This window comes from Agrobacterium vacciniicorymbosi (assembly GCF_040427045.1).
Lineage (GTDB): Bacteria > Pseudomonadota > Alphaproteobacteria > Rhizobiales > Rhizobiaceae > Agrobacterium.
In genome coordinates, this window is the sequence record NZ_JBETMF010000002.1 from 448668 (window position 1) to 475552 (window position 26885).

General features: G+C 56.8%; 20 protein-coding genes. 8 read left to right on the plus strand and 12 right to left on the minus strand.

Going from position 1 to position 26885, the window contains the following annotated elements; translation table 11 throughout:
- Positions 1-138: 138 nt before the first annotated feature.
- Genes ABUK73_RS05520 through lptF form a run of 3 tightly spaced genes read right to left on the minus strand, consistent with a single transcriptional unit; the run spans position 139 to position 4774 of the window.
- Positions 139-2520: an LPS-assembly protein LptD gene (locus tag ABUK73_RS05520; RefSeq protein ID WP_353576374.1), complete on the minus strand. Its 2382-nt coding sequence runs from the start codon at positions 2518-2520 to the stop codon at positions 139-141.
- Positions 2520-3608: an LPS export ABC transporter permease LptG gene (lptG, locus tag ABUK73_RS05525; RefSeq protein ID WP_113086869.1), complete on the minus strand. Its 1089-nt coding sequence runs from the start codon at positions 3606-3608 to the stop codon at positions 2520-2522. Before lptG ends, ABUK73_RS05520 begins: the two co-directional genes overlap by 1 nt.
- The gene (lptF, locus tag ABUK73_RS05530) at positions 3605-4774 is read right to left on the minus strand and encodes an LPS export ABC transporter permease LptF (RefSeq protein ID WP_113086870.1); all 1170 of its coding nucleotides are present in this window, start codon (positions 4772-4774) and stop codon (positions 3605-3607) included. The genes lptG and lptF overlap by 4 nt, the downstream gene beginning before the upstream one ends.
- A 274-nt stretch (positions 4775-5048) precedes the next feature.
- Here lptF and ABUK73_RS05535 point away from each other — a divergent pair, with 274 nt between their 5' ends.
- From ABUK73_RS05535 to ABUK73_RS05545, 3 genes are all read left to right on the plus strand, one after another.
- Positions 5049-6539 carry a leucyl aminopeptidase gene (locus tag ABUK73_RS05535; protein ID WP_353576469.1) on the plus strand — a complete coding sequence of 497 codons (1491 nt, stop codon included), beginning with the start codon at positions 5049-5051 and terminating at the stop codon, positions 6537-6539.
- A 32-nt stretch (positions 6540-6571) separates the two neighbouring features.
- On the plus strand, positions 6572-7021 hold the full coding sequence (locus tag ABUK73_RS05540) for a DNA polymerase III subunit chi (protein WP_353576375.1): 450 nt from the start codon (positions 6572-6574) through the stop codon (positions 7019-7021).
- Positions 7022-7114: 93 nt separating this feature from the next.
- The gene (locus ABUK73_RS05545) at positions 7115-7819 is read left to right on the plus strand and encodes a DUF899 family protein (protein WP_353576376.1); all 705 of its coding nucleotides are present in this window, start codon (positions 7115-7117) and stop codon (positions 7817-7819) included.
- A gap of 17 nt (positions 7820-7836) precedes the next feature.
- On the opposite strand, the gene ABUK73_RS05550 is transcribed toward ABUK73_RS05545, so the two are convergent.
- Positions 7837-8463, minus strand: coding sequence for a LysE family translocator (locus tag ABUK73_RS05550; RefSeq protein WP_353576377.1), 627 nt, complete (start codon positions 8461-8463; stop codon positions 7837-7839).
- A gap of 200 nt (positions 8464-8663) precedes the next feature.
- A complete protein-coding gene (locus ABUK73_RS05555; protein WP_353576378.1) occupies positions 8664-11099 on the minus strand; it encodes a glucose/quinate/shikimate family membrane-bound PQQ-dependent dehydrogenase in 2436 nt (811 codons plus the stop codon).
- Positions 11100-11737: 638 nt separating this feature from the next.
- Between ABUK73_RS05555 and ABUK73_RS05560 the strand changes: the two genes are divergently transcribed.
- A complete protein-coding gene (locus ABUK73_RS05560; protein WP_353576379.1) occupies positions 11738-12766 on the plus strand; it encodes a sensor domain-containing diguanylate cyclase in 1029 nt (342 codons plus the stop codon).
- 4 nt (positions 12767-12770) lie between these two features.
- Here ABUK73_RS05560 and ABUK73_RS05565 read toward each other — a convergent pair whose 3' ends face one another.
- The 3 genes from ABUK73_RS05565 to ABUK73_RS05575 all read right to left on the minus strand — a co-directional run bounded on the left by ABUK73_RS05565 (position 12771) and on the right by ABUK73_RS05575 (position 15472).
- Complete coding sequence (locus ABUK73_RS05565; RefSeq protein ID WP_353576380.1) at positions 12771-13697, minus strand: Gfo/Idh/MocA family protein; 927 nt, start codon at positions 13695-13697, stop codon at positions 12771-12773.
- Between the two features lie 111 nt (positions 13698-13808).
- Positions 13809-14651 (minus strand): polysaccharide deacetylase family protein, encoded by an 843-nt coding sequence (locus ABUK73_RS05570; protein WP_353576381.1) that lies wholly within the window; start codon positions 14649-14651, stop codon positions 13809-13811.
- A gap of 74 nt (positions 14652-14725) precedes the next feature.
- Positions 14726-15472, minus strand: a complete 747-nt coding sequence (locus ABUK73_RS05575) for a response regulator transcription factor (RefSeq protein ID WP_353576382.1) — start codon at positions 15470-15472, stop codon at positions 14726-14728.
- Between the two features lie 112 nt (positions 15473-15584).
- On the opposite strand from ABUK73_RS05575, the gene ABUK73_RS05580 reads away from it, so the two are divergent.
- Positions 15585-17627 (plus strand): sensor histidine kinase, encoded by a 2043-nt coding sequence (locus ABUK73_RS05580; protein WP_353576383.1) that lies wholly within the window; start codon positions 15585-15587, stop codon positions 17625-17627.
- Positions 17628-17876: 249 nt separating this feature from the next.
- The gene (locus ABUK73_RS05585; RefSeq protein ID WP_353576384.1) at positions 17877-20867 is read left to right on the plus strand and encodes an autotransporter family protein; all 2991 of its coding nucleotides are present in this window, start codon (positions 17877-17879) and stop codon (positions 20865-20867) included.
- Positions 20868-21055: 188 nt separating this feature from the next.
- Here ABUK73_RS05585 and ABUK73_RS05590 read toward each other — a convergent pair whose 3' ends face one another.
- A complete protein-coding gene (locus ABUK73_RS05590) occupies positions 21056-22939 on the minus strand; it encodes an ABC-F family ATP-binding cassette domain-containing protein (RefSeq protein ID WP_353576385.1) in 1884 nt (627 codons plus the stop codon).
- A 62-nt stretch (positions 22940-23001) separates the two neighbouring features.
- The gene (locus ABUK73_RS05595; RefSeq protein WP_353576386.1) at positions 23002-24042 is read right to left on the minus strand and encodes a GGDEF domain-containing protein; all 1041 of its coding nucleotides are present in this window, start codon (positions 24040-24042) and stop codon (positions 23002-23004) included.
- 222 nt (positions 24043-24264) lie between these two features.
- Here ABUK73_RS05595 and ABUK73_RS05600 point away from each other — a divergent pair, with 222 nt between their 5' ends.
- Both ABUK73_RS05600 and ndk read left to right on the plus strand, forming a co-directional pair.
- Positions 24265-24957 (plus strand): glutathione S-transferase family protein, encoded by a 693-nt coding sequence (locus ABUK73_RS05600; protein ID WP_353576387.1) that lies wholly within the window; start codon positions 24265-24267, stop codon positions 24955-24957.
- A 101-nt stretch (positions 24958-25058) separates the two neighbouring features.
- The gene (gene ndk / locus ABUK73_RS05605; RefSeq protein WP_042618581.1) at positions 25059-25481 is read left to right on the plus strand and encodes a nucleoside-diphosphate kinase; all 423 of its coding nucleotides are present in this window, start codon (positions 25059-25061) and stop codon (positions 25479-25481) included.
- A gap of 312 nt (positions 25482-25793) precedes the next feature.
- Here the strand turns inward: ndk and ABUK73_RS05610 are convergent, their stop codons facing one another.
- Both ABUK73_RS05610 and ABUK73_RS05615 read right to left on the minus strand, forming a co-directional pair.
- Positions 25794-26297, minus strand: a complete 504-nt coding sequence (locus ABUK73_RS05610) for a hypothetical protein (protein ID WP_353576388.1) — start codon at positions 26295-26297, stop codon at positions 25794-25796.
- Complete coding sequence (locus ABUK73_RS05615; RefSeq protein ID WP_353576389.1) at positions 26294-26845, minus strand: CGNR zinc finger domain-containing protein; 552 nt, start codon at positions 26843-26845, stop codon at positions 26294-26296. The genes ABUK73_RS05610 and ABUK73_RS05615 overlap by 4 nt, the downstream gene beginning before the upstream one ends.
- Positions 26846-26885: the final 40 nt, after the last annotated feature.

The window sequence follows — 26885 nt, forward strand, 5'->3', positions numbered from 1 at the left end:
GGAACAAATAAAACGGCAATCGCTCGTGCGGGCGAACACTGCAGATATGTTGCGGCAAAACGGTGGCGTAGCGCAAACTCTGCCGATCACGCCGGGTAAAATGACAACGGCGGAGTTTTCACCCCGCCGTTACTAAGATTAGAAATTGTTTGGCTTCCAGCCAATTTCCGCATCATCCCAGTCCGTACCGGCAGAACCGACGCTGATGTCGCCCAAAGTTCTGAAGGCGAGACGGGCATTGATCGACCAGTCATTCGCAGACTCGCGAACCGAGTTGATGTTGCCCTCATCCGAATAGCTAACGGTGAAGATGGTGCACTCGTCCTGATAGAGAATGCCGATGCGGCGCTCGCTGGAGAACTTGTTGTTCAGATCGTAGTTGATTGCCCCGAACAGCGACCAGTTGTCATCAAGACGCAGCTTGCCAGATGTCTGAATGATGTCGCGTTTTCTATCATAGCCGTAGTCCGGCTGTGCCTCGACCTGCGTATAGCTGACCTTACCGGAAACGCGGTTGCCATTGTAAGCGACCGCAGTTTCAGAGCGGTTGACCTCGAAATTATCCTTGTCCAACCGCAGGCTTGACGAAAGCGACAGACCCATCGGTGCATCGATGGCTGCCATCGCAACGTAGTCCGAGCGGTCGGTTTCCAGACCCGAGTCGGCGCCGACATTGACCAGATCGTTGGAGGCGAAGGAGTTTTCGCCTGCAAGATGGTAGGACTGACCCGCAACGGCGCGCACGCCATAACCATTATCGAATGTGCCGTTGTAACGCACGCCGATATTGGCGCGTGTACCGCCTTCAATGCGGTCGAAGCCAGAGAATTTGTCGCGTTCGAACAGGTTGGTGGCATCAAACACGAAGGCCTGAGCATCTTCGTTGGGAATTTCACCCGCGTAGGATTCGTTCGGGCGAACGAAGATCTGTGCAATAGGCTCGATCACATGGTTGCTGTGCTGTGCCGTGAACAGGATTGGATAGCGAGCTTCCAAGCCAAGCGTCGCCATGCCGCGCATGCTTGCGTCGTCATTGATGGAACTGTTGTAGCCGTAAAGCGACCCGCCTGACGTAAAGTTGTTTGCGGACATGTCCGTCCACAAGGCATCGCCGCGCGCAGCGAGAAGAGGCGTCAGCAGGAGACCGCTGTCAAACGTAAACGTGCGCTTCCATTCCGCTTCGGTGGAAAGGCGCGTGTAAGTGCCTTCAAGACCATTGAAGCGAACAGAGTCACCCAGATTGTAGGCGTCCTGAGTGCGGCGCGTCAGGCTGGTGAAGTTTGTCGTCAGCGAAAGCTCGCCGCCATAGACGGGATCGGGCAGGAAGTAGCGATAATCGACGGCGGGATGAACGATCGCCTGCTTACGCTCTTCGATTTCCGAATCGTCGTTATCCTGGACGTTGAAGTAATAGGCATTGGCATCGAAGTTGTTACGCTCGCCAAGACCATTCAGATAAAGCTTGTTCGTCTGCACGTCGCTCTTATAGCCCTTGAGGCCGTAAGTGCGTGAGAAGTTGTTATCGGTCTGGACCATGGCATCCCAGCCAAATGTCCAACGCGGATTTATCTTGAACTCAGCCTTGGATGCGATCATGGCGCGCGTGTCGTTCAGCGCATCGCTGGTACCTGGGTCGAAGTCCTGCGGGTTCATCTGGTTGATGCCAGCCGCACGCAAGGTATGCGATCCGGATTCGAAACGCTGGCGCAACTCACCCTCGAGCAGAAGACCCTGAGAGGTATAGTAGGTTGGTGTGACGGTTACGTCGGACGTGTCCGACAGCACCTGAAAGTAGGGGACGCCGATGCCGAAACCGAGATTGTCGGTAATGCTCATCTGCGGGAAGAGGAAGCCGGACTTACGCTTGACCGTATTGTCTGGGACAGTGATGAACGGCAGATAGGCGATGGACTTGCCGAAAAGCTCGAAGCGGGCTTTTTCCAGACGCACCGTGTGAGTCTTGCCGTCCTGAATAACGCGTTCGGCCTTTACCTGCCACAAAGGCGGCTTGTCCGGGCGCTCGGCGCAGGGAAGACATGCGGTGTAAACGCCGTTGTTCAGAATCATGACGTCCTGGGACAGACGTTCGGCGCTTTCGCCTGCAATGCGGGTATTGTCAGTGGTTTCAACGCGAAGCGTGTTGACGAAGCCCTGGCCGAAATCGTTGGTGACATCCATCTCATCTGCATAGATGCGGTTGCCGCCTGGTTCGATCAATTCGATATTGCCGCGCGCAAGCACACGGCCCGTAGACTGATTATATTCGACGCGCTGGGCCACCATGCGGTAGCCGGAATAGTGCATGCGCACGCCGCCGGTCGCGATCACACGCTCCGCGTCACGATTATAGGTCAGTTCATTTGCTGTAAGCAGGAGTTTTGATTGGTCTTGTGGGTCGCCCACGATGACACCGTCTTCAGCGAAAACGCTGGAAGCGGTTGCCACATATGCGCACACAGCAGCCCCAGTCAGAAGGGCTGTCGCCAGCCGTCTGATATTCCCGCGGTCAAATACCGCCACTAGCCGTCCTCCTGATGAAGCAGAATGGTTGCACCCAAAGCCAACGCCACGACAACTGGAACCCAGACCGCAACGAAGGGAGGGACAACGCCGCTACTCCCGAATGCCCTTACGAGCACGGTTACTACATAAAGCACGAAGCCGGAAACGATTCCACCCAGAATCACTGAACGAGACTGTGCAAAACGGCTGAACTTTAATGAAACAGTCGCGGCGATCAAGGTCATCGCTACGAGAAGAAAAGGCATGGACAGCAGGAAGTGGTACTGCGTCTCAAGCGCTTTCGAAGAGATGCCGAAGGACTGCGCAACTTCGATCTTGTGAGAAAGCTCAAAGAAAGCAACGGTTTCCGGCTGGGTCATGCGCTCCTGAACGAATTCCTGTCTCAGATTGGTACTGATTCGCGCCGTCGCTTCCCGCGTTGGCACATGGCCCGGCGTGATCTCCGCAACGTCGTTAAGAAGCCAGTAACCATCTTCCAACTTAGCCGACTTCGCATCCTGCCGCTTGAGGATATTGCCAGCCTTGTCGAGGTGTATCAGCACCACATCCTTGAGCAGGGTGCCGTTGTCTTCGAAGCTCTTGGCGCCGATGATCGTGTCCTGTCCGCCGCTGCTCTGGCGCAACCATGGCAGAACCTGCTGCTGACGCGATGCGCCGCCTTCGTTGCGCCATCCGGCTTCCACGGCAAGCGACTTGCTTTCGCCCCAGGCCGCGATCGGATTGAGCACGGTGATGGAAAGGATGCCAAGCAGAACAGCGCCGCCGATGAAGGGCAGAATGAACTGCCATGCGGAAATGCCCGCAGCGCGCGTGACCACCAGTTCATAACGGCGGTTCAGCGAGATCAGCGTCGTCATACCCACGAAAAGCGCAATGAACGGCACCGTCTGCTGAAGGATCAGCGGAAGGCGCAGCGCCGTGAGTCCGAGTGCCGCCGGAACGGAATAGCCGGGCAGACCGGACATGCGCCGTGCCGTCTCACTGAAGTCGGCCAGAAAGATGATTGCGGAGACGCCAAGCAGGAACCAGAACGTCGTCATGGCGTAGCGCTTGAGGAAATAGCGGGCGAGGGTGCCGAACATCATACGCCTTGCCCTCCGGAGCCGGATGCCTTTGGCGGGGAAAGGCGCTTTTGAATGCTTTGTAGCATGTTGCCGAAGGCGCGTGGCATGTGCAGCTTTTTGCCCGTGAGCAGCACGAAGCAGGCAATGCCGCCGCTAACGACAGGCACTGCATAAACCAGTGGAATAAAGGCAGCGTTCTGCTTGACCTGATTGGTAAAATAGAAGCCGAGCCAGCGCAGCATGAAAGCCGTGAGCAGAGCGGCTACCATGGGGTGCATGCGTGCTTCACGGTGGGAACGGGCATCCGCCGCCACGACCAGCGAGATCAGCGCGAAAACGAAGGGGAACATCCAGTCCACGAGACGGCGATGCAGTTCCGAGCGGAAGCCTCCGGGAGACTTCTTGTAGCTATCCACATTTTCATCTGGCGAGAGCAGGAATGCCAGGCTCGCATCGCTGGATGAGATAGACGGTTCATTGTCCGACTTTTCCGACATGGTGGACAGGTCGAAGGCATAGGACAGGAACTTGACGACCGAAACCTTGCCATCAGGCGTCTTCTGCTGGACTTCGCCATCGCGCATGGTCAGCGAAGTGCCGCCCTCATCGATCATGCCTTCCTTAGCGTAATAGATGAGATCGTAATTCGGGTCGCGCCGGTCTGCCACGAAGAGGCCGCGCAGAATACGGCCCTGACGTTCGCCGATCTGGACATAGAGACCATCCTGAATGGTGCGGAAGGTCTTTTCCTCGATGACGGAAGACAGCAGGTCCGCATAGGCCGCAGCAACCATCTGGCGTGCAGCGGTGCGGGCAGGCGGTTCGGCAAAATTGGTGATGCCGAAGGAAACGAGGCTCAGCACGGCACCGAGAATCAGAATCGGCTTGAAGATGATCGAGCGCGGTGCGCCCGACGCATCGATGATCGCCAGCTCCGAATCCGTATTCATCGCCGTCAGCGTCTGGGTAATGGCAATGACGAGGGCGAAAGGCAGAACGACCGGAATGAGCGTCGGCAACAACATGGTTGCCAGCGTGACGAACGAGCCCATGGACTGGCCGGTATCGGTGACGAGATTGATTCGCTGAAGAACCTGAATCGTCCAGATAATGGCCAGAACGGGCAGCAGCGCGACCAGAAACATCTGCGTCGTGCGTCGCAATATGTATCGTTCAAGAAGCGTCATTCAGTCCCTGATACGGTATTTTCGTGCCTGTTCCCCCCGCGGGAACTGCACCTATCTAGCTGCAACAATCGATAATGGCGACTCCGCAGCGCACACAAATCTGTTTTCTGCGGCAATTTTTCTGATGCCTGTGTCTTTTTGTTAAAGCGGATTTTTCTCACCCCTGCATAAGTGATTCACAAAATTGACACGCCGGGATTGGATTGCAGGGTTGCGCTGGGGCCGGAAAAAGCCATGATCCGGCGCATCCTGAATTAGATTGATGAGCGAGAACATGTCCGCCAAATTCGATATATCCTTTGCCAATTCCGCTTCCCTTGAAAACGCCAGCGCTGTTCTGCTGCAGGTATCAGGCGAAAATGCGCCCGCCGGTCAGGCGCAGGTCGATCCTGCCGGTGTGCTGACCAAGGCGGCCAAGGTCGCAGGCTTTGCCGCCAAGTCCATGAGCGTGCTGGATGTGCTGGCGCCTCAGGGCTCCGACGCTGACCGCATCGTCGTTATCGGTCTCGGCAAACCCGCCAAGCTGACGGCGCATGACTGGCTGCGCGCTGGCGGAACGGCGGCGGCGCACTTCAAGAAGGCGGAAAAGGTCGTCGTCTATCTGGATGCACTCGGCATCGAAGTGGATGCAAAATCCGCAGCGGATTTCGCCCTCGGCCTGCTGCTGCGTGCCTACAGCTTCGACGCTTACAAGACGAAGAAGAAATCCGACGAAGACAAAACGCCAAAGAGCGTCGATGTCACCATCGTAACGGCGGTTCATGACGAGGCGAAAAAGGCGTTCGAAACCGCCGAAGCCGAAGCGCAGGGCGTGATTCTCGCACGCGATCTGGTCAACCTGCCGCCAAATATTCTTGGCCCTGTCGAATTCGCCGAAAAGGCCGAGGAGCTGAAAAAGCTCGGCGTCGAGGTTGAAATCCTTGGCGAAAAGGAAATGAAGAAGCTCGGTATGGGCGCTCTGCTCGGCGTGGCTCAGGGCTCCGTTCGCCCGCCGCGCCTGGCCATCATGCAGTGGAAGGGCGGCTCCAAGAAAGATGAGCCGATCGCCTTCGTGGGCAAGGGCGTGGTCTTCGATACCGGCGGTATTTCGCTGAAGCCCGGCGCTGGCATGGAAGACATGAAGGGCGACATGGGCGGCGCGGCAGCCGTGACCGGCCTCATGCACACGCTGGCGGCGCGCAAGGCAAAAGCAAACGTCATTGGCGTCATCGGCCTTGTGGAAAACATGCCTGATGGCAATGCGCAGCGCCCGGGCGATATCGTCACTTCCATGTCCGGCCAGACCATCGAAATCATCAATACGGATGCCGAAGGTCGCCTCGTGCTGGCCGATGCGCTCTGGTACACCAATGATCGCTTCAAGCCGAAGTTCATGATCAATTTGGCGACGCTGACTGGTGCGATCACGGTGGCACTCGGCAATCTTCAGGCGGGCCTGTTCTGCAACAATGACGAACTGGCCGAACGCCTGACGGGCGCGGGCGACACGACACGGGAAAGACTGTGGCGCATGCCGCTGGGCAAGGATTACGACAAGATCATCGATTCCAAATTTGCCGATATGAAAAACAGTGCTGGCCGTCTGGCCGGTTCCGTCACCGCCGCCCAGTTCCTCAAGCGCTTCGTGGGCGAAACACCTTGGGCGCACTTGGACATCGCCGGAACGGCCATGGGCTCACCTCTGACCGAGATCAACCAGTCCTGGGGCTCCGGTTACGGCGTGCGTCTGCTCAACGAACTCGTTCGCGCGCATTATGAGGATTGAAGAGTGACGCAGAAGCCGGTACGGGCGTTTCGATGACAGAGATACTGTTTTACCATTTGACGGAATCGAAACTGGAAGACGCCCTGCCGCCGCTTCTGGAGAAATCCCTGGAGCGCGGCTGGAAGGTCGCGGTCCAGACCACAGCCGAAGAGCGCCGCGATGCGCTCGACGTTCACCTGTGGACCTTCCGCGATGACAGCTTCATGCCCCACGGCACGGATGCGTCCGAAAACGCCGCCCAGCAACCAGTCCTGCTGACGGCCAGCGGCGAAAACGCCAACGCCGCCAACGTTCGTTTTATCGTTGACGGTGCCGCGCCGCCGGCGATCGACACCTACGAGCGCATCGTCTTCATGTTCGACGGCTACGATGCCGAGCAGCTTGAAGCCGCGCGTGCACAGTGGAAAAAGCTGAAAGGCGAGGGGCATACGCTGACCTACTGGCAGCAATCGCCGGAAGGGCGATGGCAGAAGAAGGCTTGAGAGCCGCTTCTATCTCCAGTGATGTTCCAGCCTAGAGCATCTGGAACTGTGGAGCGATTGGGCGCGTTTTCCCCGAGGTAGGAGGAAAACGAAATGCAGACTGAAACGCATATTCCAGCTTCCCAACTCGCCGCCAAAGCCCAAAATCCTTTTCCAGGCGAGTCGGAAGACTATCGCAAGGCAAGACAGGCCTTGCTAGCAGAAGAGATCGAGTTTCGCCGTCACATGACGAGACTGGTCGAACAGCGGCGCGCCTTGCCGGATGGACCGGTCATCACCAAAAATTATCGATTCATGGATGCCGCTGGTAACGACCTCGGGCTTGCCGACTTGTTTGGCGATAAATCGACATTGGTCACCTATTTCTGGATGTTCGGCCCGCAGCGGGAGCGACCCTGTCCCATGTGCACGAATTGGCTGGGTTCGGTGAACGGGAATGCTGCCGATATCAAACAGCGTGTAGCGCTCAAAATTCTCGGTCGAAGCCCGGTTGAACGACAGGCCGCATTCGCATCCGAGAGAGGATGGCGTGACCTCGATTTCGTTCAGACCGTCGGCGATGATTATGCAAATGACCTCGGCTTGATCAACGAGGACGGCAGCGAAAATCCGGCGCTTGCTGTGTTCAAGCGTGATGGTGAGAAGGTTCGTCTGTTCTGGTCCAGCGAGATGCGCAGCGAAATGGCCGATCCGGGGCAGGATCCGCGTGATGCACCCGATATCGCGTCCCTGTGGTCAATTCTCGATCTCACGCCCGATGGACGCGGGACGGATTGGTATCCACAGCTGAGTTACTAAGCGGCGGCGCCCAACCGTTACAGTTTCTCAGAAATCAGACGCAGACCGAAACCTGCAAGCAGTGTGCCTATTGCGCGTTCTATCCAGCGACCAAAACGATCATAAAGGCCTCGCGCCTGCCGGGTGGAGAGAAACACGGTGACCAAGCCATACCAAATGATTTCGAGAGCGAAGCCGCCCGACACGATAGCCAGTTTCGCCCAAAGCGCTGTTTCCGGAGGAACAGCGACGGCATAAAGGCCGATGAAAAAAGCGATGCCTTTAGGATTGGAGAGGTTGACCACCAACCCCATCCGAAAGCCGCGCAATATATTTTTAGAATCGTGCGATTTCTCCGCAGAGACCATGTCTGTGCCGCCGGATGTCCATGCCATGATACCGAGATAGATCAGATAACACCCTCCTGCGATCTGTACGGCGCTCGCGAGCCAACTGATGCGTGTCAGAACGATGGCAAGGCCAGTCATCGATAGAACTGCGTAGAGCGTTGCAGCAACAGCCAGTCCGAAAGTTGCTCCAACGGCGGTGGACCGAGCACCTGAAACCGCGAGTCTGCTGATAAGGGCGAAGTTCGGCCCGGGACTGATGACCACCGCAGCGTACAACGCAAGTGTCGTGGCGACTGTGATCAAGTCTTGATTCATGTCAGAATATCTTTCCTTCTGAACGGCCTATCAGGTTCACTCCACGGAAGAGGAGTGATTAATTCCGCTATTTCCAGTTGCTGAGATTATTTGCAATTTATTCGCTATGCGCAATCCAGATGAAGCGGCAATGTCATATCTCACATAAGAAAATGGCCGAGTCATCCCCGGCCATTTCCAATTCTAAATATCGCTAAGCCTCACTTCTGGCCCGGCAACGCATAGGCAATCACGTAATCGCCACGGTCCGGAGACTGGCGGGCGCCGCCTGCGGAGATGACGACATATTGCTTGCCGGTCTTGGGCGACTTGTAGCTCATCGGGCCGCCCTGGCTGCCCACTGGCAGGCGGGCTTTCCAGGCTTCCTTGCCGGTCGCCGTGTCGAAAGCGCGCAGGTAGTAGTCCTGGGTGCCGGCGATGAAGACGAGGCCGCCCTGGGTGGTCATGGTACCGCCCAGTGTCGGCATGCCGATTGGGATCGGGAGGCCCATCTTGATGCCCAGCGGGCCGGTGTCTTCAACCGTGCCGACAGGAACCTGCCAGTTGATTTTCTGCGTCTTCATGTTGATGGCGGTCAGCGTTCCGAACGGAGGCTTCTGGCAGGGAATACCGAGTGCCGAAAGGAAGCGGTTCTTGTTGACCGCATAGGGCGTGCCCTTCATTGGCACGACACCCATCACCGTGTTGGTGGCTTCCGAACCGCTGTTGACGGCCGTTGTCGGTGCCGCTTCCTGCATCTGGATCCACAGGCCAAGGCGCATGTCGTTGACGAAGATCGTGTCGCTGTTGGGGTCGATGGAGATACCACCCCAGTTCATGCCACCCAGCGAGCCGGGGAAGTTCAGCGCCAGATCGGTGCCGGGAACGGTGTAGACACCGTCATAACGCATGCCCTTGAAGGCCACGCGGCACAGAAGCTGGTCGAACGGTGTTGCGCCCCACATGTCGCTTTCGGTCAGCGTCTGCGCGCCGATCTGCGGCATGCCGACGGAGAGAGGCTGGGTAGGAGCGTAGTTTTCGTTCGGGATGTTGCCCGGCTTGACGGGAACGTCCTTCACTTCCGTCAAAGGCTTGCCTGTTGCGCGATCAAGCACGTAGAGCTGACCAGCCTTGGTGCCGAACACCAGTGCGGGAACGGTGGAGCCGTCTGTCTTGGGGAAATCGATGAAGCTTGGCTGCATCGGAACGTCGAAGTCCCAGAGGTCATTGTGAACCGTCTGGTAGACCCACTTCTCGCGGCCCGTGGTGGCGTCGAGCGCCAGCATGGATGCGCCGTATTTGTGGTCGAGGGCGGTGCGGGTTGCGCCGTAAAGATCGACCGATGGGCTACCGACCGGCATAAACACGGTGTTGGATGCCGCGTCATAGGACATGGAAGCCCAGACGTTTGGTGTCGAGCGTGTATAGGTCTGGCCCGGAGGCGGCAGCAGGGTGATATCCGGATTGCCCGGATCGAACGCCCAGCGCAGCTGGCCGGTGATGACGTCGAAACCGCGCATGACGCCGCCTGGCATATCGACCTGCACGTTGTCGGCAATACGCCCGCCGATGACGATGGTTGTACCAGCCAGCGTCGGTGCGGATGTCAGCACGTAGCTTGGGTCAGGCGCGTTGCCGAGACCTTCCTTGAGGTTGACGCGGCCATTGGTGCCGAAATCGGGGCAGAATGCGCCCGTGTCGGCATCGAGAGCGATGAGTTCCGCCGTGATTGTGTTCATCAAAATGCGGCGCTGGCACAGTGCGCCTTCGGCAACGGTAGCAGCGGTGACCGGCGTGGAGCCGGGAATACTTGGCTGATCGACCGGGCGAGTGGCATCGAAATAAGCGAGGCCACGGCAACGCATCCAGACGGATGACTTGGCGTTGATCTCGTTCTTCCAGATTTCCTTGCCGGTATCGGCATCCAGCGCGATGACATTGTTATGCGGTGTGCACAGGAAAACACGGTCGCCGACCTGCAAGGGTGTCTGCTGGTCTTCGGCACCGCCGCCACCGGGGCTGATGGGCGTATCGCCGGTGTGATAGGTCCAGGCAACCTCGAGGTTCTTGATGTTGTCGCGATTGATCTGGTCCAGCGCCACGAAACGGCTGCCGCCCGGCGTATTGCCGTAATGTTCCCAGTTCTTCTGTTCCGTTTCAGCCGTGACCGGCGTCAGGGCAGGGACGTCACCGCTTGCTGTAACCGTTGGATGCGGCACGAACATGCCAGCCATGCCGGCAGCCGATGCTGCACCCAGAATGAGCGCCAGAATGAACGAGCCGGCATAGGCCGGTGCTTTTCCGGCGGCGCGGCGCAGCAGGGGAAGGGAAAGGGCAACGACCGTCGCGCCGACCGTCAACGCCAGCAGGCGGGAGATCAGCGGCCAGTAATCAAGACCGACTTCCCACAGCGACCAGGCCAGCGTGCCGATGAAAACGAGGCCGAAAAGCGTGGCCCCGAGCGGCTTGCGCAGTGCAATGAGCAGACCGCCGAGAATAAGGGCAATACCGGAGATGATGAAATAGAGGCTGCCGCCGAGCATGGCGAGCTTGCCTCCGAAATAAGCGAAAAATAGACCCGCAGCGACCAGGACGAGGCCCAGAAATGCGAGCCATATCTTGGAAAGTGCAGATAGGGGTTTGGGTTGGTAAACCATCAAGATTTCCTGACTGTTTTAAGTTTGGCAGCCAGACAAAAAGCCATCGCGCTCTAAGCGAGCAGAAGGCATTCCGTGCTGACAGATGACGCAGGACCTTGAGCCGCCGAGAGGCTGCTGTGACGAGAAATGGGCCAAGCCTATAAGCATGCTGTCCATGATAACTTTCCGCAAAGGGATATACCGGCGGGCCCGGCAAGCCTTTTACGGCTGGCCTCAAAGGCGGCGATACGTCCCGTCAAGATCCGAGTTTCCCTCGCAACCCCACTCCTCCACGGATTGGTACGGGCGGTTTGGCTTTCACCAAGTCCTGCGTAAATACGCCGCACCGCTGATGTTAACAAGCGCGCAGATGCCAGATTTCTGCTCAAATTCCTGCTGTAAGCGACTCTTTCTGCTCGCTTTATTTGAATATCACGGTTTTGTGAACGAGGCGGCAACGTGCGAAAGTCGCGGCCCAACGAAGGCAGCTTAGAAAAAACCTACGAATCAGTAGGTTTTAGAAATTGGAAACGAAAATATGATTTGGAAACTTCGTCTTGCCTTGCCTACGTAGGTTCTAATGTAGTGCATTAACAAAAATGCTGTATGCATTGCGCAACAAACGGAGCCTTGCGTGACAGTTGGAGGAGAATGAAATGGGTCAATCCGCCCCGTGGCCAGTCAACGAAACAGAGCGTCTCGTTGCCGTCCGGTCCATCCTGCCTCTGGGGTCCGGCCCAACGCCGGAGCTGGCAGCGCTTTCCGAGCTCGCCAAAGGCGTTTTCGATATAGGGCGCGCGGCGGTTCACATCGTAGACGAAGACTGGCTGCGGATTGCGCATCAGGCGGGCATTCAGGTCGGCGAGTGCTCCCGAGACATTTCCATTTGCACCCGGGTCGTTCTTTCCAATGATGTGCTGATCGTTCCTGATTTAAGCGCGCACCCCGAAATGCGCAACTTTCCCTATGTGGAGGGTGGCCCAAAGTTCCGGTTTTATGCCGGGGCGCCAATCGAACTTGAGCCGGGGGTGACGGTGGGGGCATTCTGCATTCTCGATACGGCTCCGCGCCAGTTGCGACCGGACGAGGTGGAAACCCTGAAGCGTTTTGCAGTTCTGGCTGCGGGCTTGCTGCGCCTGCAAAAGGCCAATTTCACCATGAGCCTTGCCGAACGCGCCTTGCGCGATGCGGCCATGACCGATCCTTTGACGGGCTTCTATAACCGCAAGGCGCTCAGCGCACTGGTGGATTCGCAGATGTATTCCGCCTTGCAGTCCAACGAGACATTCGGCGCGCTGTATCTGGATATGGACGGGTTCAAGACCATCAACGATACGCTGGGCCACGCCGTCGGCGACCGCGTTCTGCATGAAGCCGCCTCCCGCATCCGCGATGTCATCCGCTCGGAGGATATTGCCGTTCGCATGGGTGGAGATGAATTTGCGGTGTTCATTCCGCGCCCGGCTGGTTCGCACGTCATTTCAAAGCTGGCAGAGCGCTTGCTGGAAGCCTTCCGTCAGCCCTTCAATATCGATGGTCGCTTGATCCATGCACCGCTCAGCATTGGTGGTGCCATTGCGCCGCAGGCGGGACAGGATTGCCTGTCGCTGCTGCAAAGCGTTGACGAGGCACTGTATCAGGCCAAGAAGGACGGGCGCGACCGTTTCGTCAGCCGCGCCATCTGAACGATCAATCGAAGAACGAGTCGACGAACTTGTGGCGACCGAGCAGGAATGCGTCGGCCACATGCATCAGCGGGGCCAGATCGACGTCGGAGGTCTTGGCCTTGATGATCTCCGCGAAGCGCTCGTAAAGGGCAGGGTATTCGCGCTCCGGCTCGGACAGTTTCTGCTCGCCACCGATGGAAAGCCTTGCGCCACCTTCGGAGAGAACCATCTGACCGGCTTCTGTTTCGGCCACGATATCCCAGCTCTGCTTGCCCGTCTGACGCCAATCGAATTCGGCGTGCACAGGCATCTGCGTCACGTCGGAGAACTGAATGTCGGCAGCAATCGGCGCGTCGCGATTCTCGGGGAATTCCAGCGTTGCCTTGGTGATGAACAGCGCGCGCGGCAGGATGTGGGTGATGATCGAGAGAGCGTTGATGCCTGGATCGAACACGCCAAGGCCACCGGCCTGCCAGATCCACTCCTGGTTCGGGTGCCAATGGCGCACGTCTTCCTTCCAGATGACGTGGACGCTGTTGATCTTGGTGGAGGCGAGGAAGCTCTTTGCAGCCTCGACGGCGGGTGCATAACGCGAATGCCAGCTGGCAAAAAGCGACAGGCCCTTGGAATCGGCCAAGCGCACCAGATCCTGCACTTCCGACAGTGTTGCACCCGGCGGCTTCTCAAGGAAAACATGCTTGCCAGCATTCAGCGCGGCGTAAGCTGCCGTGTAACGGTACTGTGGCGGCATGCAGAGCGAAACGGCCTGTACATCCGGCACGGCGTCCAGCAGCGCTTCGATGGTACCGTAGGATGGCACGCCATCTACGGTGCCATGGCGGCTGGCGGTGGCGATCAGATCGAAATCCGGATTGGCTGCAATGGCTGGAAGGTGCTGATCGCGAACGATTTTGCCGACGCCGACGATGGCGAGCTTGGTAGCTGACATGTAAGAAAAACCCGTCTGAATGTTTCACTCGAATAATAGTACTTTATCGAGTTCTAGCAGAAACCCAGACGTCGGCAAGGCCAACTCAGCGGCCTTCCGTCTTTCCAGCCATCAGTTCAGCGAAGCGACCAGCAGGGATTTGCTGGCGGGCTTTTTATGGACGAGATGCACGACCTTATAGCCCTCCGCCTTCAACTGCGTCAGCAAAGCTGGCAGCATGGCGGCGGTACGTCTGTGGATATCATGCATCAGAATGATGCCGCTGCCGCGATGGCGCAAAGCAGCCATGGTGCGGGAAGCGACGACGGCTGGCGAATCCTTGAAGTAATCCTTCGAATCGATCTGCACATCCATGATGACCATACCACGATCCGTGATCAGGCTCCGCAGGCGGCCATTATCCGCGAGGTAAGGGAAGCGGAAGAAGGAGGCGTCGGTGTCCGTCGCCTTGGCAACGGCACTGGCACCCTTGGACACTTCCGCCAGTGCGCGGTCGAATGAGACGCTGCGCAGGTTGGCGTGGCTGAATGTGTGGCTACCGACACTGTGGCCCTCAGCCACGACCTTTTTGGCGATGGCCGGGTGCGCCTGCGCCATCTCGCCCACCATCAAAAACGTTGCTTTAACGCCAAACTCATCCAGCGTCGCCAGAATGCTTTCCGTCCTGCCCGGCACCGGGCCATCATCGAAGCTCAACACCACTTCCTTGTTGGCAAGCGCAATGTCCTTCAGCGACGAAACTTCGATATCGCGCCCGGCAAGACCGGTCGGATTACGAGGACGCATCCACGCCGCGGGCGACAGTGCCACAGGATCATTCGCCTTGAGGGACGGGCCAGCAGGCATGGCGGCGGCAAAGGATGTCTTCAGCGAGCCATCTGGCTGTGGTTTGCCAGCACAGCTGGACATGCACAGCGCAACGGCTGCCGGGACAAACAGTGTGAGAAAGCGCATGGAGAAGCTCGGCAAATCAGTGTGAAGTTGCCGTTGAGCTTTCTATGATTATGGTTAATGTCCAGTTACCGCGCCTATATGACTTCGATGGTTTCGACCAGTCTTACGCCTGCGCCGCGAATGACCTGTACAGGCAGTTCTACATCCGCCTCCTTCGCCTTCACCCGTAGTCGGCCGAACGCGACATCAAAGCGTCGGCTGAAGGGATCAGAGGAGGTGGGATCGTAAAACTGGAGTACATCCATGCGGGTAATCATCGGCGCTGGATGATTGGCGAAAAATTCCAGAAGCATCGTCTCCCGTACGGATAGCTGTATTCCCTTTCCGTTCGGGGCGATCAGCATCTGACGTTTGCGGTCAAGAATCCACTTGCCCCGTACCGAAACCTCTTGAGCATGCGGAGCTTCTTTCGGCACATCGCGTCCAAGCCGCTCTCGCCGCACACGGCGCGTTAAATTCTCCGCCGCCTGCGCCAGTTCTTCACTGTCCACCGGCTTGGTAAAATAAAGATCGGCGCCGTCGTTATATCCCCGCAGGCGATCGTCTCGCGCCCGTAGCGCTGTGAGAATGATGATGCCCATGTCATGACGTTGCGCCAAAAAACGTGCCAGGTCGAACCCGCTGATATCGGGAAGGTTCACATCGAGAATGGCGAGATCGTAAACCTCCTCTACAAGAAGAGAATGAAACTCAACACCATTTGCCGCTTGTGCGACGACAAATCCGCGCAGTTCCAGATATTCAGCCAAGCCATTACGCAAATCGTGGTCGTCTTCAACGAGGATTAGCCTCGGTCTTTCTAGCTTTACCATCTCACTCATAATATTCTATTCAATATCAGTCTTTCAAGTTTTGATATCGTGAAGCCTGAAGCGGGAATAAAATCCACATCAACTCGCGCCTCGGGAATTTTTTTAAAGTCTAGCGATGGTTATGATTTACCCGGTTCTACAATTAATCAAAGTCTATCTTAGAACCATCTATATCGTTGCGGGATCGATTTTTCTATCATCGGTATACGCCCACGCCTCCGAAACTCTTGGTGTTCCGGCGCTGGATGGACACATTTTCATGTTTGCGGAAGAGGGCGGCGAATACAATCTTTCCGATATACTGCTGCCTCAATATCAGGCCAGGTTTCAGCCTGTGACCGGCAAGAGCATCAATCCGGGCTATACGAGAAAAGCCTATTGGATCAAACTTGCTTTGCCCGCATCCCAGAATGGACCTGGCGTTCTTTCTCTATCCCCGAATTTTCTGGATTTCGTGGATGTCTATGTGCAGCGGGGCGGCAATGCAGATGACGCCCGTCAATTCAATCATTACGAATTCGGCGATCACAGACCGCTTCCGGTAGACGGTATCTCGGGAATAAGTCCCGCGGTCCGGTTGGATTTCTCGTCTGGCCAAACCAGCACCGTCTATATTCGCTTGTCCAACACCGGCTCTTTCACCCAGCTTCACCTGCGCCTCGAGCCGCGTGAGTCAGTCCCGCTCCGGCGCGTTACCGATGGCCTCACCTTCGGCGTGTGGTTCGGGGCGATGGCCGCACTCTTTCTTACGCAACTCGTTTTCTTCCACTTCGACCGCAAAGTGCGACATCTTCTACTGGCGGCAAGCACCCTTGGGGTTATTCTTGTTTATGTCGGGAATCTGGGCTTGAGCCGTATCTTTCTGTTTCCAGATGATGGCGTCGCAAACGATGTGTTCATTGGCGTGACAGCATGGGGCGGCTTTAGTGCCAGCGCACTGGCCTATGCCTCTATCCTGTCCCTATGGCGAAGGTCCCGAAAGCTCTATGCCCTTTATTGTCTTTTTGCGCTGGCCGGATTGGTTGGGGTCTGCTTTGCAATCGCGGGAAAAAATATCGTTTCTGGCCCTTATATCTCCCTGATTGCGATCATCGCCGGCTTCACGGCCATGATCGTGGGCTGGCGGCAGGCCAGGGTTGACGGACAGGCCGGCAAGCTCGCAGCCGTGGCCTTCACGCTTGTCGCTATTGGCGGCTCTGTTGCGATGGTACAGCGGCTGGGCATTCCGTGGATGCCCGAGTGGGTATTCAATCTCTATGGCCTCTCGGCCTTATGTCAGACACTGCTTTTGACCGGCGCCAAGGCCCTGCGCCTCCGTGATGCTGAAGCTTTGAACAGCTCGTTGAAGGCGGAAGCGTTGAACGAGGCGCAGCGTTCGGAAACCAGAGCGATACGACTGGTGGAAGAGAGAACGCGTGAACTGGTAGAGGCGCGAAAGGTGGCTGAAGAGGCGCTGAATGCGGAGACCGAATCGCAACTGCGCCAAGTCCGCTTTCTTGAGGTCATTTCCCACCAATACAGAACGCCGCTGGCGTCGATCCGGTCCAATATTGATGCTGTTGAATTGTCGATGCCGGAAGACGATCATCCAAACCGGCGTCGCATCATGCGTGTCCGCAATACGATCTCCAGACTGACTGAAGTTCTGGAGTTAAACGTCACGCGCAGCCAAATCCAGGGTCCATCGTTCCGGGTGGATATGAGGCGTGTCCGTATTGGGGAAATTCTCGATGGCGCATTACAACGCGCCGGTGATCTGCTCACGGAACCGCATATTTCCTATCGGGCAAAGGATAACGCCGACATGCTAAGCGTGAAAGCGGATCCGCAGATGCTGGAGCTCGCCATCGTCAACCTGCTGGAAAATGCGGTTAAATACAGCAGCCCCCAAGATACCCAACACATCGTTCTCTCTGTCGAAAAAGCAGGCGGGGAACTGGTGATCGGTGTGGAAGATCGCGGCCTTGGAATTCCTGCCGACGATTTGCCGCATATCTTCGAAAACGCGAGACGAGGCGCCAATACGCAGAACCTCGAGGGCACCGGGCTTGGTCTCTTTCTTGTAGAAAAAGTCGCAAGCGTCCATCAAGGCAGGGTGGATGCCCAAAGTATCGAGGGAGAGGGCACCCTTATCCGAATCATCCTGCCGATTGACCTCGCGTAAGGCCAACTCGCGGCCGCGGGAGATTGAGAGGAGCGCGTGCTTAGCTCCTGTACGTGCCAATATTGTGCAATCTAAACGATTGTGGCTTCAATACAACGCTTTCTGTTACGTGGCGTTACGTAGAGTTACGTTGTGTTACACTAAATATCTGCGCTCCGAACCTGAATTCATTAAATTTGCTCGCAATGCGCGAGGGGATTTGCGCATGCGGCGAGATGCCGTTTTGATTTTTGAATTCAGGGGATATGAATGCGCGGAAATTCGGTGATGACGGCAAGTGTTGTGCGGCGGTCAAAAGGTGTGGGTGCTATAAGCCGCGGAGCGCTGCTTGCCTCTACGGTACTCTTAACGATGCCGCAGATTGCTTGGGCTGATCCCTATCTTGTTATTGAGACGACAAAAAACCTAGAAGAGCCATTCAATGTAAATGCGATGAGTCCAACAGTGATCACTAAAGGTGGTCGGGTGAATGCCCCTACGGCTATTATCGCTGGAAAAATCGGTGAGCACGGCGAGTTAAACGTTGAAAATGGCGGAGTATTGTCCAGTAAGGGAGACCTCATTGTCGGTGATTATGGCACAGGTACTCTGAATATCGGTCCTGAAAGTCTCGTCAATAGCATGGAGTCAGTTATAGGGGCGTCTGTTACCCCGCCGCCGCCAAATACAGGTGATGAAGATGAAGGTGGAGACCTCGAAGGCGAGGGCGGCTCCCCCTCCAACTCCGAGTCGGGTTTCCCAACGCCGGGCAACGGCAAAGTACACGTTGCTGGGAAGGGCGCAGTCTGGAACAACAGTGGAACTCTCACAGTTGGTCGTGCTGGCGACGGTGAACTGGCGATTAGCAATGGTGCTGTTGTTTCCGTCGGTAAAAACATTGATGGCGCTTATGACGGCACTGTGAAAATTGCGGATGAGGTTGGTTCAACCGGTAGACTCATTATCGGAACAGACCCGAACATGATTGGTAGTGTTGGGGCCGAGGCAGGCGTTTTGAATGCTGAACAGATCGCTTTTGGCCAAGGTCACGGCGATATTGTTTTTAATCATACAAGTAAGGATTACGACTTTTCGGCAGACCTAAGCGGAAAAGGTACTATCCTTCAAAAGGCTGGTGAGACAATATTGTCCGGCCACAGCTCCGATTTCACTGGGACTATGAGCGTCCAAGGCGGAACACTCAATGTTCGGGGTGAGCTAGGTGGTAAGACAACTATTGAAGGTGGAGATCTGACGCTTTCGAATGGCGGACGAGTCACTGGCGATGTTACGGTCAGTTCAGGCGTGCTCAACATCGGTGCGGCTGAAGGGGAAAAGGCTGCCGAGGCAGGTTTTATCGGTGGTAATGTGACCATATCGGGTGGAAATCTGGTGTTTAATCATACGGACATCGATTACAATTTTTATACCGACATCAATAATTCCTCACCTTCAAATAACGTCGGTATGATCAAGCAAATTGCGGGTGTGACGACCCTGTCTGGTCATGAAAATAGTTTTAATGGCGTGACAGAAGTTTACGGCGGCACTTTAAATTTGGCGTCTCTAAGCACGCTGGGTGGTGACGCAACCGTGTACGACGGAGGCACGATCGGTGGCAGTGGTACATTCTCTAATAATCTGACCATACGAAGTGGTGGAACATTGCTTCGAGAGTTTTCATCTATTGAGGAGGAGAAAAAAAGCCCTTCGATAGACGGCCCCCTGAAAGTCGGTAAAAATCTTACTTTCCAGGCGGGATCGACGTACAAGGTAGATCTAACCAATGCCGCGGTTGATTCGACCGATTCAACCGTTTCAACTTCAAGCTTCCTCGACGCTGAAACGGTGACTATTCTTGCTCCATTAATGAACAGTGAGGAGCATTCTGAGGGCGCAAAGGTCCAGATTAAGGCAATTAACAACAGTCTCAGTTACAAAGAAGGGCAGACTTACACCATTCTTAAGGCCGAAAATGTCATAAACGGAAAGTTTTCGAGTATAGACAATTCATATGCCTTTCTCGAAGCAAGTTTTGTTGACAGTCTTAGCGATACAGTTCAGCTAAAACTGGCCTTGAAAACAAACGACGGCTTCGTAAGTCACGCTCAGACATCCAGTCAACGTTCGCTCGGCTCCGCATTGAACTCGTTGGACCAGACGGCGAACAGCACGTCGCTCAAGCTTTACAATGATGTTTTGTTGCTTGAGGAAAATCAGGTTCAGAAAACCTATGAGCAGCTTTCCGGCGAAGTTCATGCGACGGCGCAAGGCGCTTTCACGCAGACCAATCGTGCAGTCAACACTGCCCTCAACAGCCGTGTTCGCTCGGTAACGGACGGAGTGGCGGCTCCGTCCTCCCTGGCGCTTGGTTATGCCGAGGAAGAGGAAAGCCCGGTCAAGGACGATCGTTTCGCTGCGTACGAAAACAAGAAGTCGTTCGATACGGACCGTTTCGCAACCTGGGTCAATGGCTTCGGCTCGTGGGGTAAGGTCAGTGGCGTCGATGGCAGCAGCGATACGGATGTCTCCAATGGCGGCGTGCTCGTCGGTGGCGATGTCGGTTTCGGTGAAAATACGCGCGTCGGCGTTCTCGGTGGTTACAGCCGGTCGTTCTTCAGCACTGACAGCAGCAGCGGCAACAGCACCAACTATCATGTCGGCACCTATGCAGGCACGAAGATCGGCGCGGTTTCGTTGCGCACCGGCGCGAACTACACATGGCACGATGTCGACACCATGCGCTCCATCACGGCGCTCGGCCAGTCGCTGTATGGTGACTATGATGGATCGAGCTTCAACATCTATGGCGAACTCGCGTATCGCATCGAGGCAGGCAAATCTGCATTCGAGCCCTTCGCAGCACTCGCTTATAGCCGCACGAAGACGGATGGTTTCACCGAAACTGGTGGCCCTGCTGCATTGACGGTGGAATCCTCGGCGATGAACACGACCTACACCACGATGGGTCTGCGCGCATCCTCCGACTTCGAGGTCGGTGGCGTTGCCTCCGTCGCTCGCGGTACGTTCGGCTGGCAGCATGCCTTTGGAGACATCGATCCCGTTTCCACGGCGCGGTTTGCAACGGGTGACAGTTTCTCCACATCCAGCACGCCGATTGACCGTAACACGGCTCTGCTGGAAGCTGGCTTAGACTTTACTGTCACGCCATCCTCCACTGTCAGCGTCAGCTATAATGGCCAGATCGGTTCCAACGCCTACGACCACGGCATGAACGCCAAGTTCCGCCTGAAGTTTTGATTAGGCTGCGGCGCATAGGCTCTCAGCCTTACAACATCCTCCACGACCGCCCGTTCATCGAGCGGTGGTGGAGACCTGAGGCCGGGTCGGCGCGGTGCAAGTGTCGATCAAAGTTTGCATGAGAAAAGGGGCGGTGCTTTTGCGCCGCCCCTTTGTCGTTTGGACTAACGGAAACAGATAGTCGGGTCCTATCCCGCCATCGCTTCTTCATATTCACTGGAAAGCAACAGCCACTGTTCTTCCGCGTCCGCCAGCTTGCTGGCCGCTTCGCCGCGTTCCTTGACCTTCAGCGCTGCCTTGGCCGGAGCCTTTTCGTAAAGGGCGGGGTCGCCGAGTTCTTTATCGAGTGCCTGAATCAGCTTCTCAAGCTTTGCCGTCAAGGATTCGATATCGTTGATCTTTTTCTTGAGCGGGGCGAGCGAGGCGCGCTTTTCGGCATTCGCCTTGCGTTGGTCAGCTTTTGAGGCACCGTCTACGACGACTTCAATTTTTTCGTCTTTTTTTTTACCCGAGGACACGATGAGATCGCGATACTCGTCCATATCGCCTTCAAACGTAGTGACCGTGCCGTTGTTGACCAGCCAGAGACGGTCGACGGTGGCTTCGATCAAATGGCGATCATGGGAGATGAGGATGACGGCACCGTCATAGTCGTTCAGCGCTTCGATCAGCGCGCGGCGGCTGTCGATGTCCAGGTGGTTGGTCGGTTCGTCGAGGATGAGCAGGTTCGGCGCGTGGAAGGCAGCGAGACCCATCAGCAGGCGAGCCTTTTCACCACCCGACAAATCCTTGGCAGGCGTTGCCATCTTTTCAGTTGCCAGACCCATCTGCGCCACGCGGGCGCGGACCTTGGCTTCCGGCGCCTGCGGCATCAGCTTGCGCACATGCTCGACCGGGTTATCCTCCGGCACCAAGTCGTCTAGCTGATGCTGGGCGAAGAAGCCGATTTTCAGGGATGGTGCCAGTCGTAAGTCGCCCGCTTCCGGCGCAAGACGACCTGAGATGAATTTGGCGAAGGTGGATTTACCGTTGCCGTTCGAACCCAGCAGCGCGATGCGGTCGTCATTGTCGATGCGCAGGTTCAGACCCTTGAGGATCGGCTTGCCCGGCTCGTAACCCACGGAACCACCATTGATGGCGACGATGGGCGAGGCGGGCTGCTTTTCCGGTTCCGGGAAGGTGATCGGCTGGACGTGATCCTCGATGACGGACGAGACCGTGCCCATGCGCTCCAGCGCCTTTACGCGGCTCTGCGCCTGCTTGGCCTTGGAAGCCTTGGCCTTGAAGCGGTCGATGAAGCTTTGCAGATGCTTGCGCGCCGCATCGTTCTTGGCTTTCGCCTTGGTCTGCAACTCGTCAGCTTCGGCCTTCTGGCGCTCGAACTGGTCGTAGCCGCCGCGATAGAAGGTCAGCTTCTTCTGGTCCAGATGCACGATGGCGTTGACGGCGTTGTTGAGCAGATCGCGGTCATGGCTGATGATGATGACGGTGTAAGGATAGCGGCGGATATAGTCTTCCAGCCACAGCGTGCCTTCAAGGTCGAGATAGTTGGTCGGTTCGTCGAGCAGCAACAGGTCTGGCTCGGCAAACAGAACCGACGCCAGCGCCACGCGCATACGCCAGCCGCCGGAGAAGGACGAGGCGGGGCGAAGCTGTGCATCCTGATCGAAACCCAGACCCGCCAGAATGCTCGATGCGCGGGCTTCCGCCGAATGGGCGTCGATATCGACAAGCCGCATCTGGATTTCCGCGATGCGATGCGGATCCGTCGCCGTTTCCGATTCCAGCATCAGCGCTGCGCGTTCCTTGTCGGCAGCCAGCACGATGTCGATCAGGCTTTCTTCCGTCGCCGGAGCTTCCTGCGCCACCTGGCCCATGCGGGCATTCTTCGGGATGAAGACTTCGCCGGTCTCGGCTCCAAGGTCACCGGTGATGACGCGAAAGAGCGTGGACTTGCCCGCGCCATTGCGACCGACGAGCCCAGCCTTCGTGCCCGCTGGAAGCGTCACGCTGGCATGATCGAGGAGGAGGCGCCCGGCAATACGGGCGGAAACGTCTGAAATCGTAATCATGGCGCCGTTTTGGCCGAACTCACTGCTGAACGCAAGAGCGCGAAAGCCACAGTTTCAACGGTTTATCCGCCGATCTGCATGAGGTAGCTGTTGCGTGAGCGTTGGGCCACTTCCCGGCAATAGGGAATGACGCAATTGCGTGCGCCGCTGCGGGCTGCCAGAAGCGCCAGCTCGGCATGGCCGTAGAACTCCGCAGCACTGGCTGTACCTTCGGAGGCTGCTACGCCCATGGAAACGGTCAGATGCTCACCGTCACCTTCTTTCGTGGCGAAACGCAGATTTTCAACGGTGTGACGCAACCGTTCTGCAATACTCTGAGCCGTGCTTTGCGAAACGCCGGAAAACAGGAAGGCGAAGTCATTGCCGCCGATGCGTGCGACGAAATCATCCTTCTTGATCGACTTGCGGAACAGCGCAGCCAGCCGCCGCAACGCCTTGTTGCCAGCGGCGGTGCCGTATTTCTCGTTGATGTCGCGGAAGCGGTCGACATTCACCAGCACGAGGCAGTTGGAGGCTTCGGCTTCACCCTGAAAAATTTCGGCAAGTTTTGCCAGAAAAGCGGCGCGATTGGGCAGGGTGGTCAAGGCATCTTTCAGGGATGCCGTTTGCAGCCTGCGTGCGCTGTTTTCCTGCTCACGGATTTTCTCCAGCCCGTGGCGCACGAAATTATGCAGGCTTGCCTGTTCGTGATGAATATCCAGAAGCAGTTCCGCAAGATATTCCTGCGTGGTGGCAGAGGCTGGGCGGTCGGAAATGGCAGCGAGCAAGGCTTCGGAGCGTTCCAGAGATGCGGCAAGCCGTGCCGAAATCTGCTCGATCGTGCTGGCCGCTTCCGTTGCCGCATGGGCGGCGGCCATGCGCGAAAAGCCGGGGAGGTTATGCTTCTGGCCGATCATATCGACATCATGCTGCTGCGGCGAATTACCCAGCACCAGAATATCGCGGCCCATGGCGGCGTTGTGCCCGGACAGGACTTCGAAGAACAGCTCGTAATTGCGTGGCAAAGGCGCAAGATTCATCTTGGCAATGAACTGCGTGATCTTGGTGACGATCAGGCCGCTTCTGGACGTATCCCGGCTTTTATTGCTGGCTGGTAGTGTCATGCCCCCGCATCTCCATACGTGCCATTCGCCACAAGCGCCCGGCGATCTCAAGCTCATCAGCATCTATTGTTCGAGACACTTTAAAATACCCTAAATGAGGCATACCAATTGTAGGTGGTGCGGGCATCTGCAACGGTGATGCGTCCCATCAGTATTCGTCATTTGATTGTGCGCCGACCCGCTGATTTGATGGCGCTGAATTTCACAATGGAAGGACCGGTCATGACATCCAGAACCCTTTATTCTCTCTGCGGCAGCGACGAAACCCGCCCGTTTTCTCCCCATTGCTGGAAAACGGTTCTGTCACTGGCGCATAAGGGATTGGATTTCGAAGAACGTCCATTGGCGTTCACAGCCATTCCGGGCGTGGAAAACGGTTTCTCCAAACTGGTGCCGATCCTTCGCGATGGCGACCAGTTGATCAAGGACAGCTTCGACATCGCGTTGTATCTGGATGATGCCTATCCAGATGCGCCATCGCTGTTTAACGGGGAGGGCGGCAAATCGCTGGCCCGGTTCGTTGAAAGCTGGTCGCAAACCACGCTGCACCCCGCCATCGTCAAAATTGCCGTTCTGGATATTCACGATATGCTGGACGAGACAGATCAGGCCTATTTTCGCGAAAGCCGCACCAAGGCACTGGGTCGCACGCTTGAAGAGGTCATCGCCCATCGCGATGCCGAGATCGCCGCTTTCCCGGCAAAGCTTGAGCCGATCCGTCGTATGTTGAGCTTCCAGCCGTTCATCGGTGGCGACAGTCCGCTGTTTGCCGATTATATCGTCTTTGGTGCTCTGCAGTGGGCGCGCGTTACCTCGGGCTTTGATCTGTTCGGGCAGAAGGACCCGGTGCGTGACTGGTTCGAACGCTGCCTGGATTTGCATGGCGCGAAGGGACGAAGTGTGACAGCGGCATGAAATGTGACACGCTGTTGGGCAAATCCAGCCATCCCCCTTGTTTTCGGGCCTTCGGGCGGGTAAACACCGCCCACTTTCTTCAAGAATAAGGAAACGGACACATGGCGATTGAACGCACATTTTCGATGATCAAGCCGGACGCAACCAAGCGTAACCTCACGGGTGCCATCACCAAGGTATTCGAAGACAACGGCCTGCGTATCATCGCATCCAAGCGCGTCTGGATGAGCAAGCGCGAAGCAGAAGGCTTCTACGCCGTTCACAAGGAACGTCCTTTCTTCGGCGAACTGGTTGAAGGCATGACATCCGGCCCAACCATCGTTCAGGTTCTGGAAGGCGAAAACGCAATCCTCAAGAACCGCGAAATCATGGGCGCAACAAACCCTGCCAACGCAGACGAAGGCACCATCCGCAAGCAGTTTGCGCTGTCCATCGGCGAAAACTCCGTTCACGGTTCGGATGCTCCTGAAACCGCTGCTCAGGAAATCGCCTACTGGTTCGCTGAAACCGAAATCGTCGGCTGATTCAGTTTTTGAAGCGGCGGAATCGGATTGTGAGACCCGCGCTTTAAGTTGATGAAATGATTGGGAAACGGGGCCGTGAGGCTCCGTTTTTTTGTTGTGAATGTGTTGGTGGGCGTTTTGCCGTGTGGCTGCCCCCCTCTGTCCTGCCGGACATCTCCCCCACAGGTGGGGAGATCGACTCGTGGCGGCCACTCGGCCATCTCTGATGTCGAGATTGAGGTGGGTGTTCGCGCCCAGCTGATCTCCCCACCTGTGGGGGAGATGGCCGGCAGGCCAGAGGGGGGTGAGCCACACGGCAAAACCTTGAATACTTCACCCAGCCGGACACCCCTCAACCCCTCCCATATCCACACTCCCATCCGCCTTGAACACATCAGGGTTGGGCGTATAAAGCGGGCCCACCACCAGCGGCTTTGCGGGCAGCAGCGACTGGTCCGTATCTGACGTGATGCTCGTCTCTATCGTCTGCATCACATGCCCGTCCGGTGCTTTCAGCTTTATCGTCACCTTATAGGGACGGCCTTCTTTCACGCATTCCACTGGCGGGCTTTGCAGCACGATTTTCGGGCTTTTGGGGAACAGCTTCTCCGTCACGGCAAAAGCCTCGCCGCCACGCGGGTTTTCGAAGCTGGCTTCGATGGTGCTTCCGTCTTTGATGGGGGATGTCGGCTGGAGCGTTACCAGATAAGTCGCCGTGGCCACGCGATAATTGAAGACGAACATGCGCCCGGACAGGCTGACCACTTCTCGCTGCTCCTCCCGCTGGCAAGCCGACAGCATGAGAGCGGCGGTGATGAGAGTGGCGAGCCTCTTCATGATACCGTCTCCTTTTTCCGCCGGTAATGCTTGGCCGCTTTCTGGCGATTTCCGCAGACCGCCATGTCGCACCAGATGCGGCTGCGGTTCTTGCTGCGGTCAATGAACAGCCAGCCGCAATGGCCGCAAATCCGCAATCGCGCGCGATCCGGCCCGGCCATGAGGTTCAGCACGGAGCGAGCAGTCGCGGCTTGAAGGCTGTGCGTGTGCGGCGCGTTTTTGAGGGCGGTGGCTGAGGCGGTGAGGAGATCGGCCAGCAGGGCATTGTCGTCCTGTCCGGTTTCGATCAGTTGACGGAAATACCGGTCGGTCGCCTCGCGCAGTTCGATCAGATGCCTTCTGCTCGTAGCAGATGGCGGGGCGAGGGTAGGGAAGATGTTCCGTTCCGCCGAAAGCCGCGTTGCCGCCTCGCAAAAACTATCCAACTGCTCAGACACGGCAAAGCGGTCCACAGATTTCTCGTGGTCAAAGCGCAGGATGACACTGTTGGCGACATCGAGCGCCAAAGCTCCTCCGACAAAACGATGTGGTGTCCAGCTAAACGTCATGTCGCAATTATAACTGTCAAAATCTTTTTTACCAGTTATA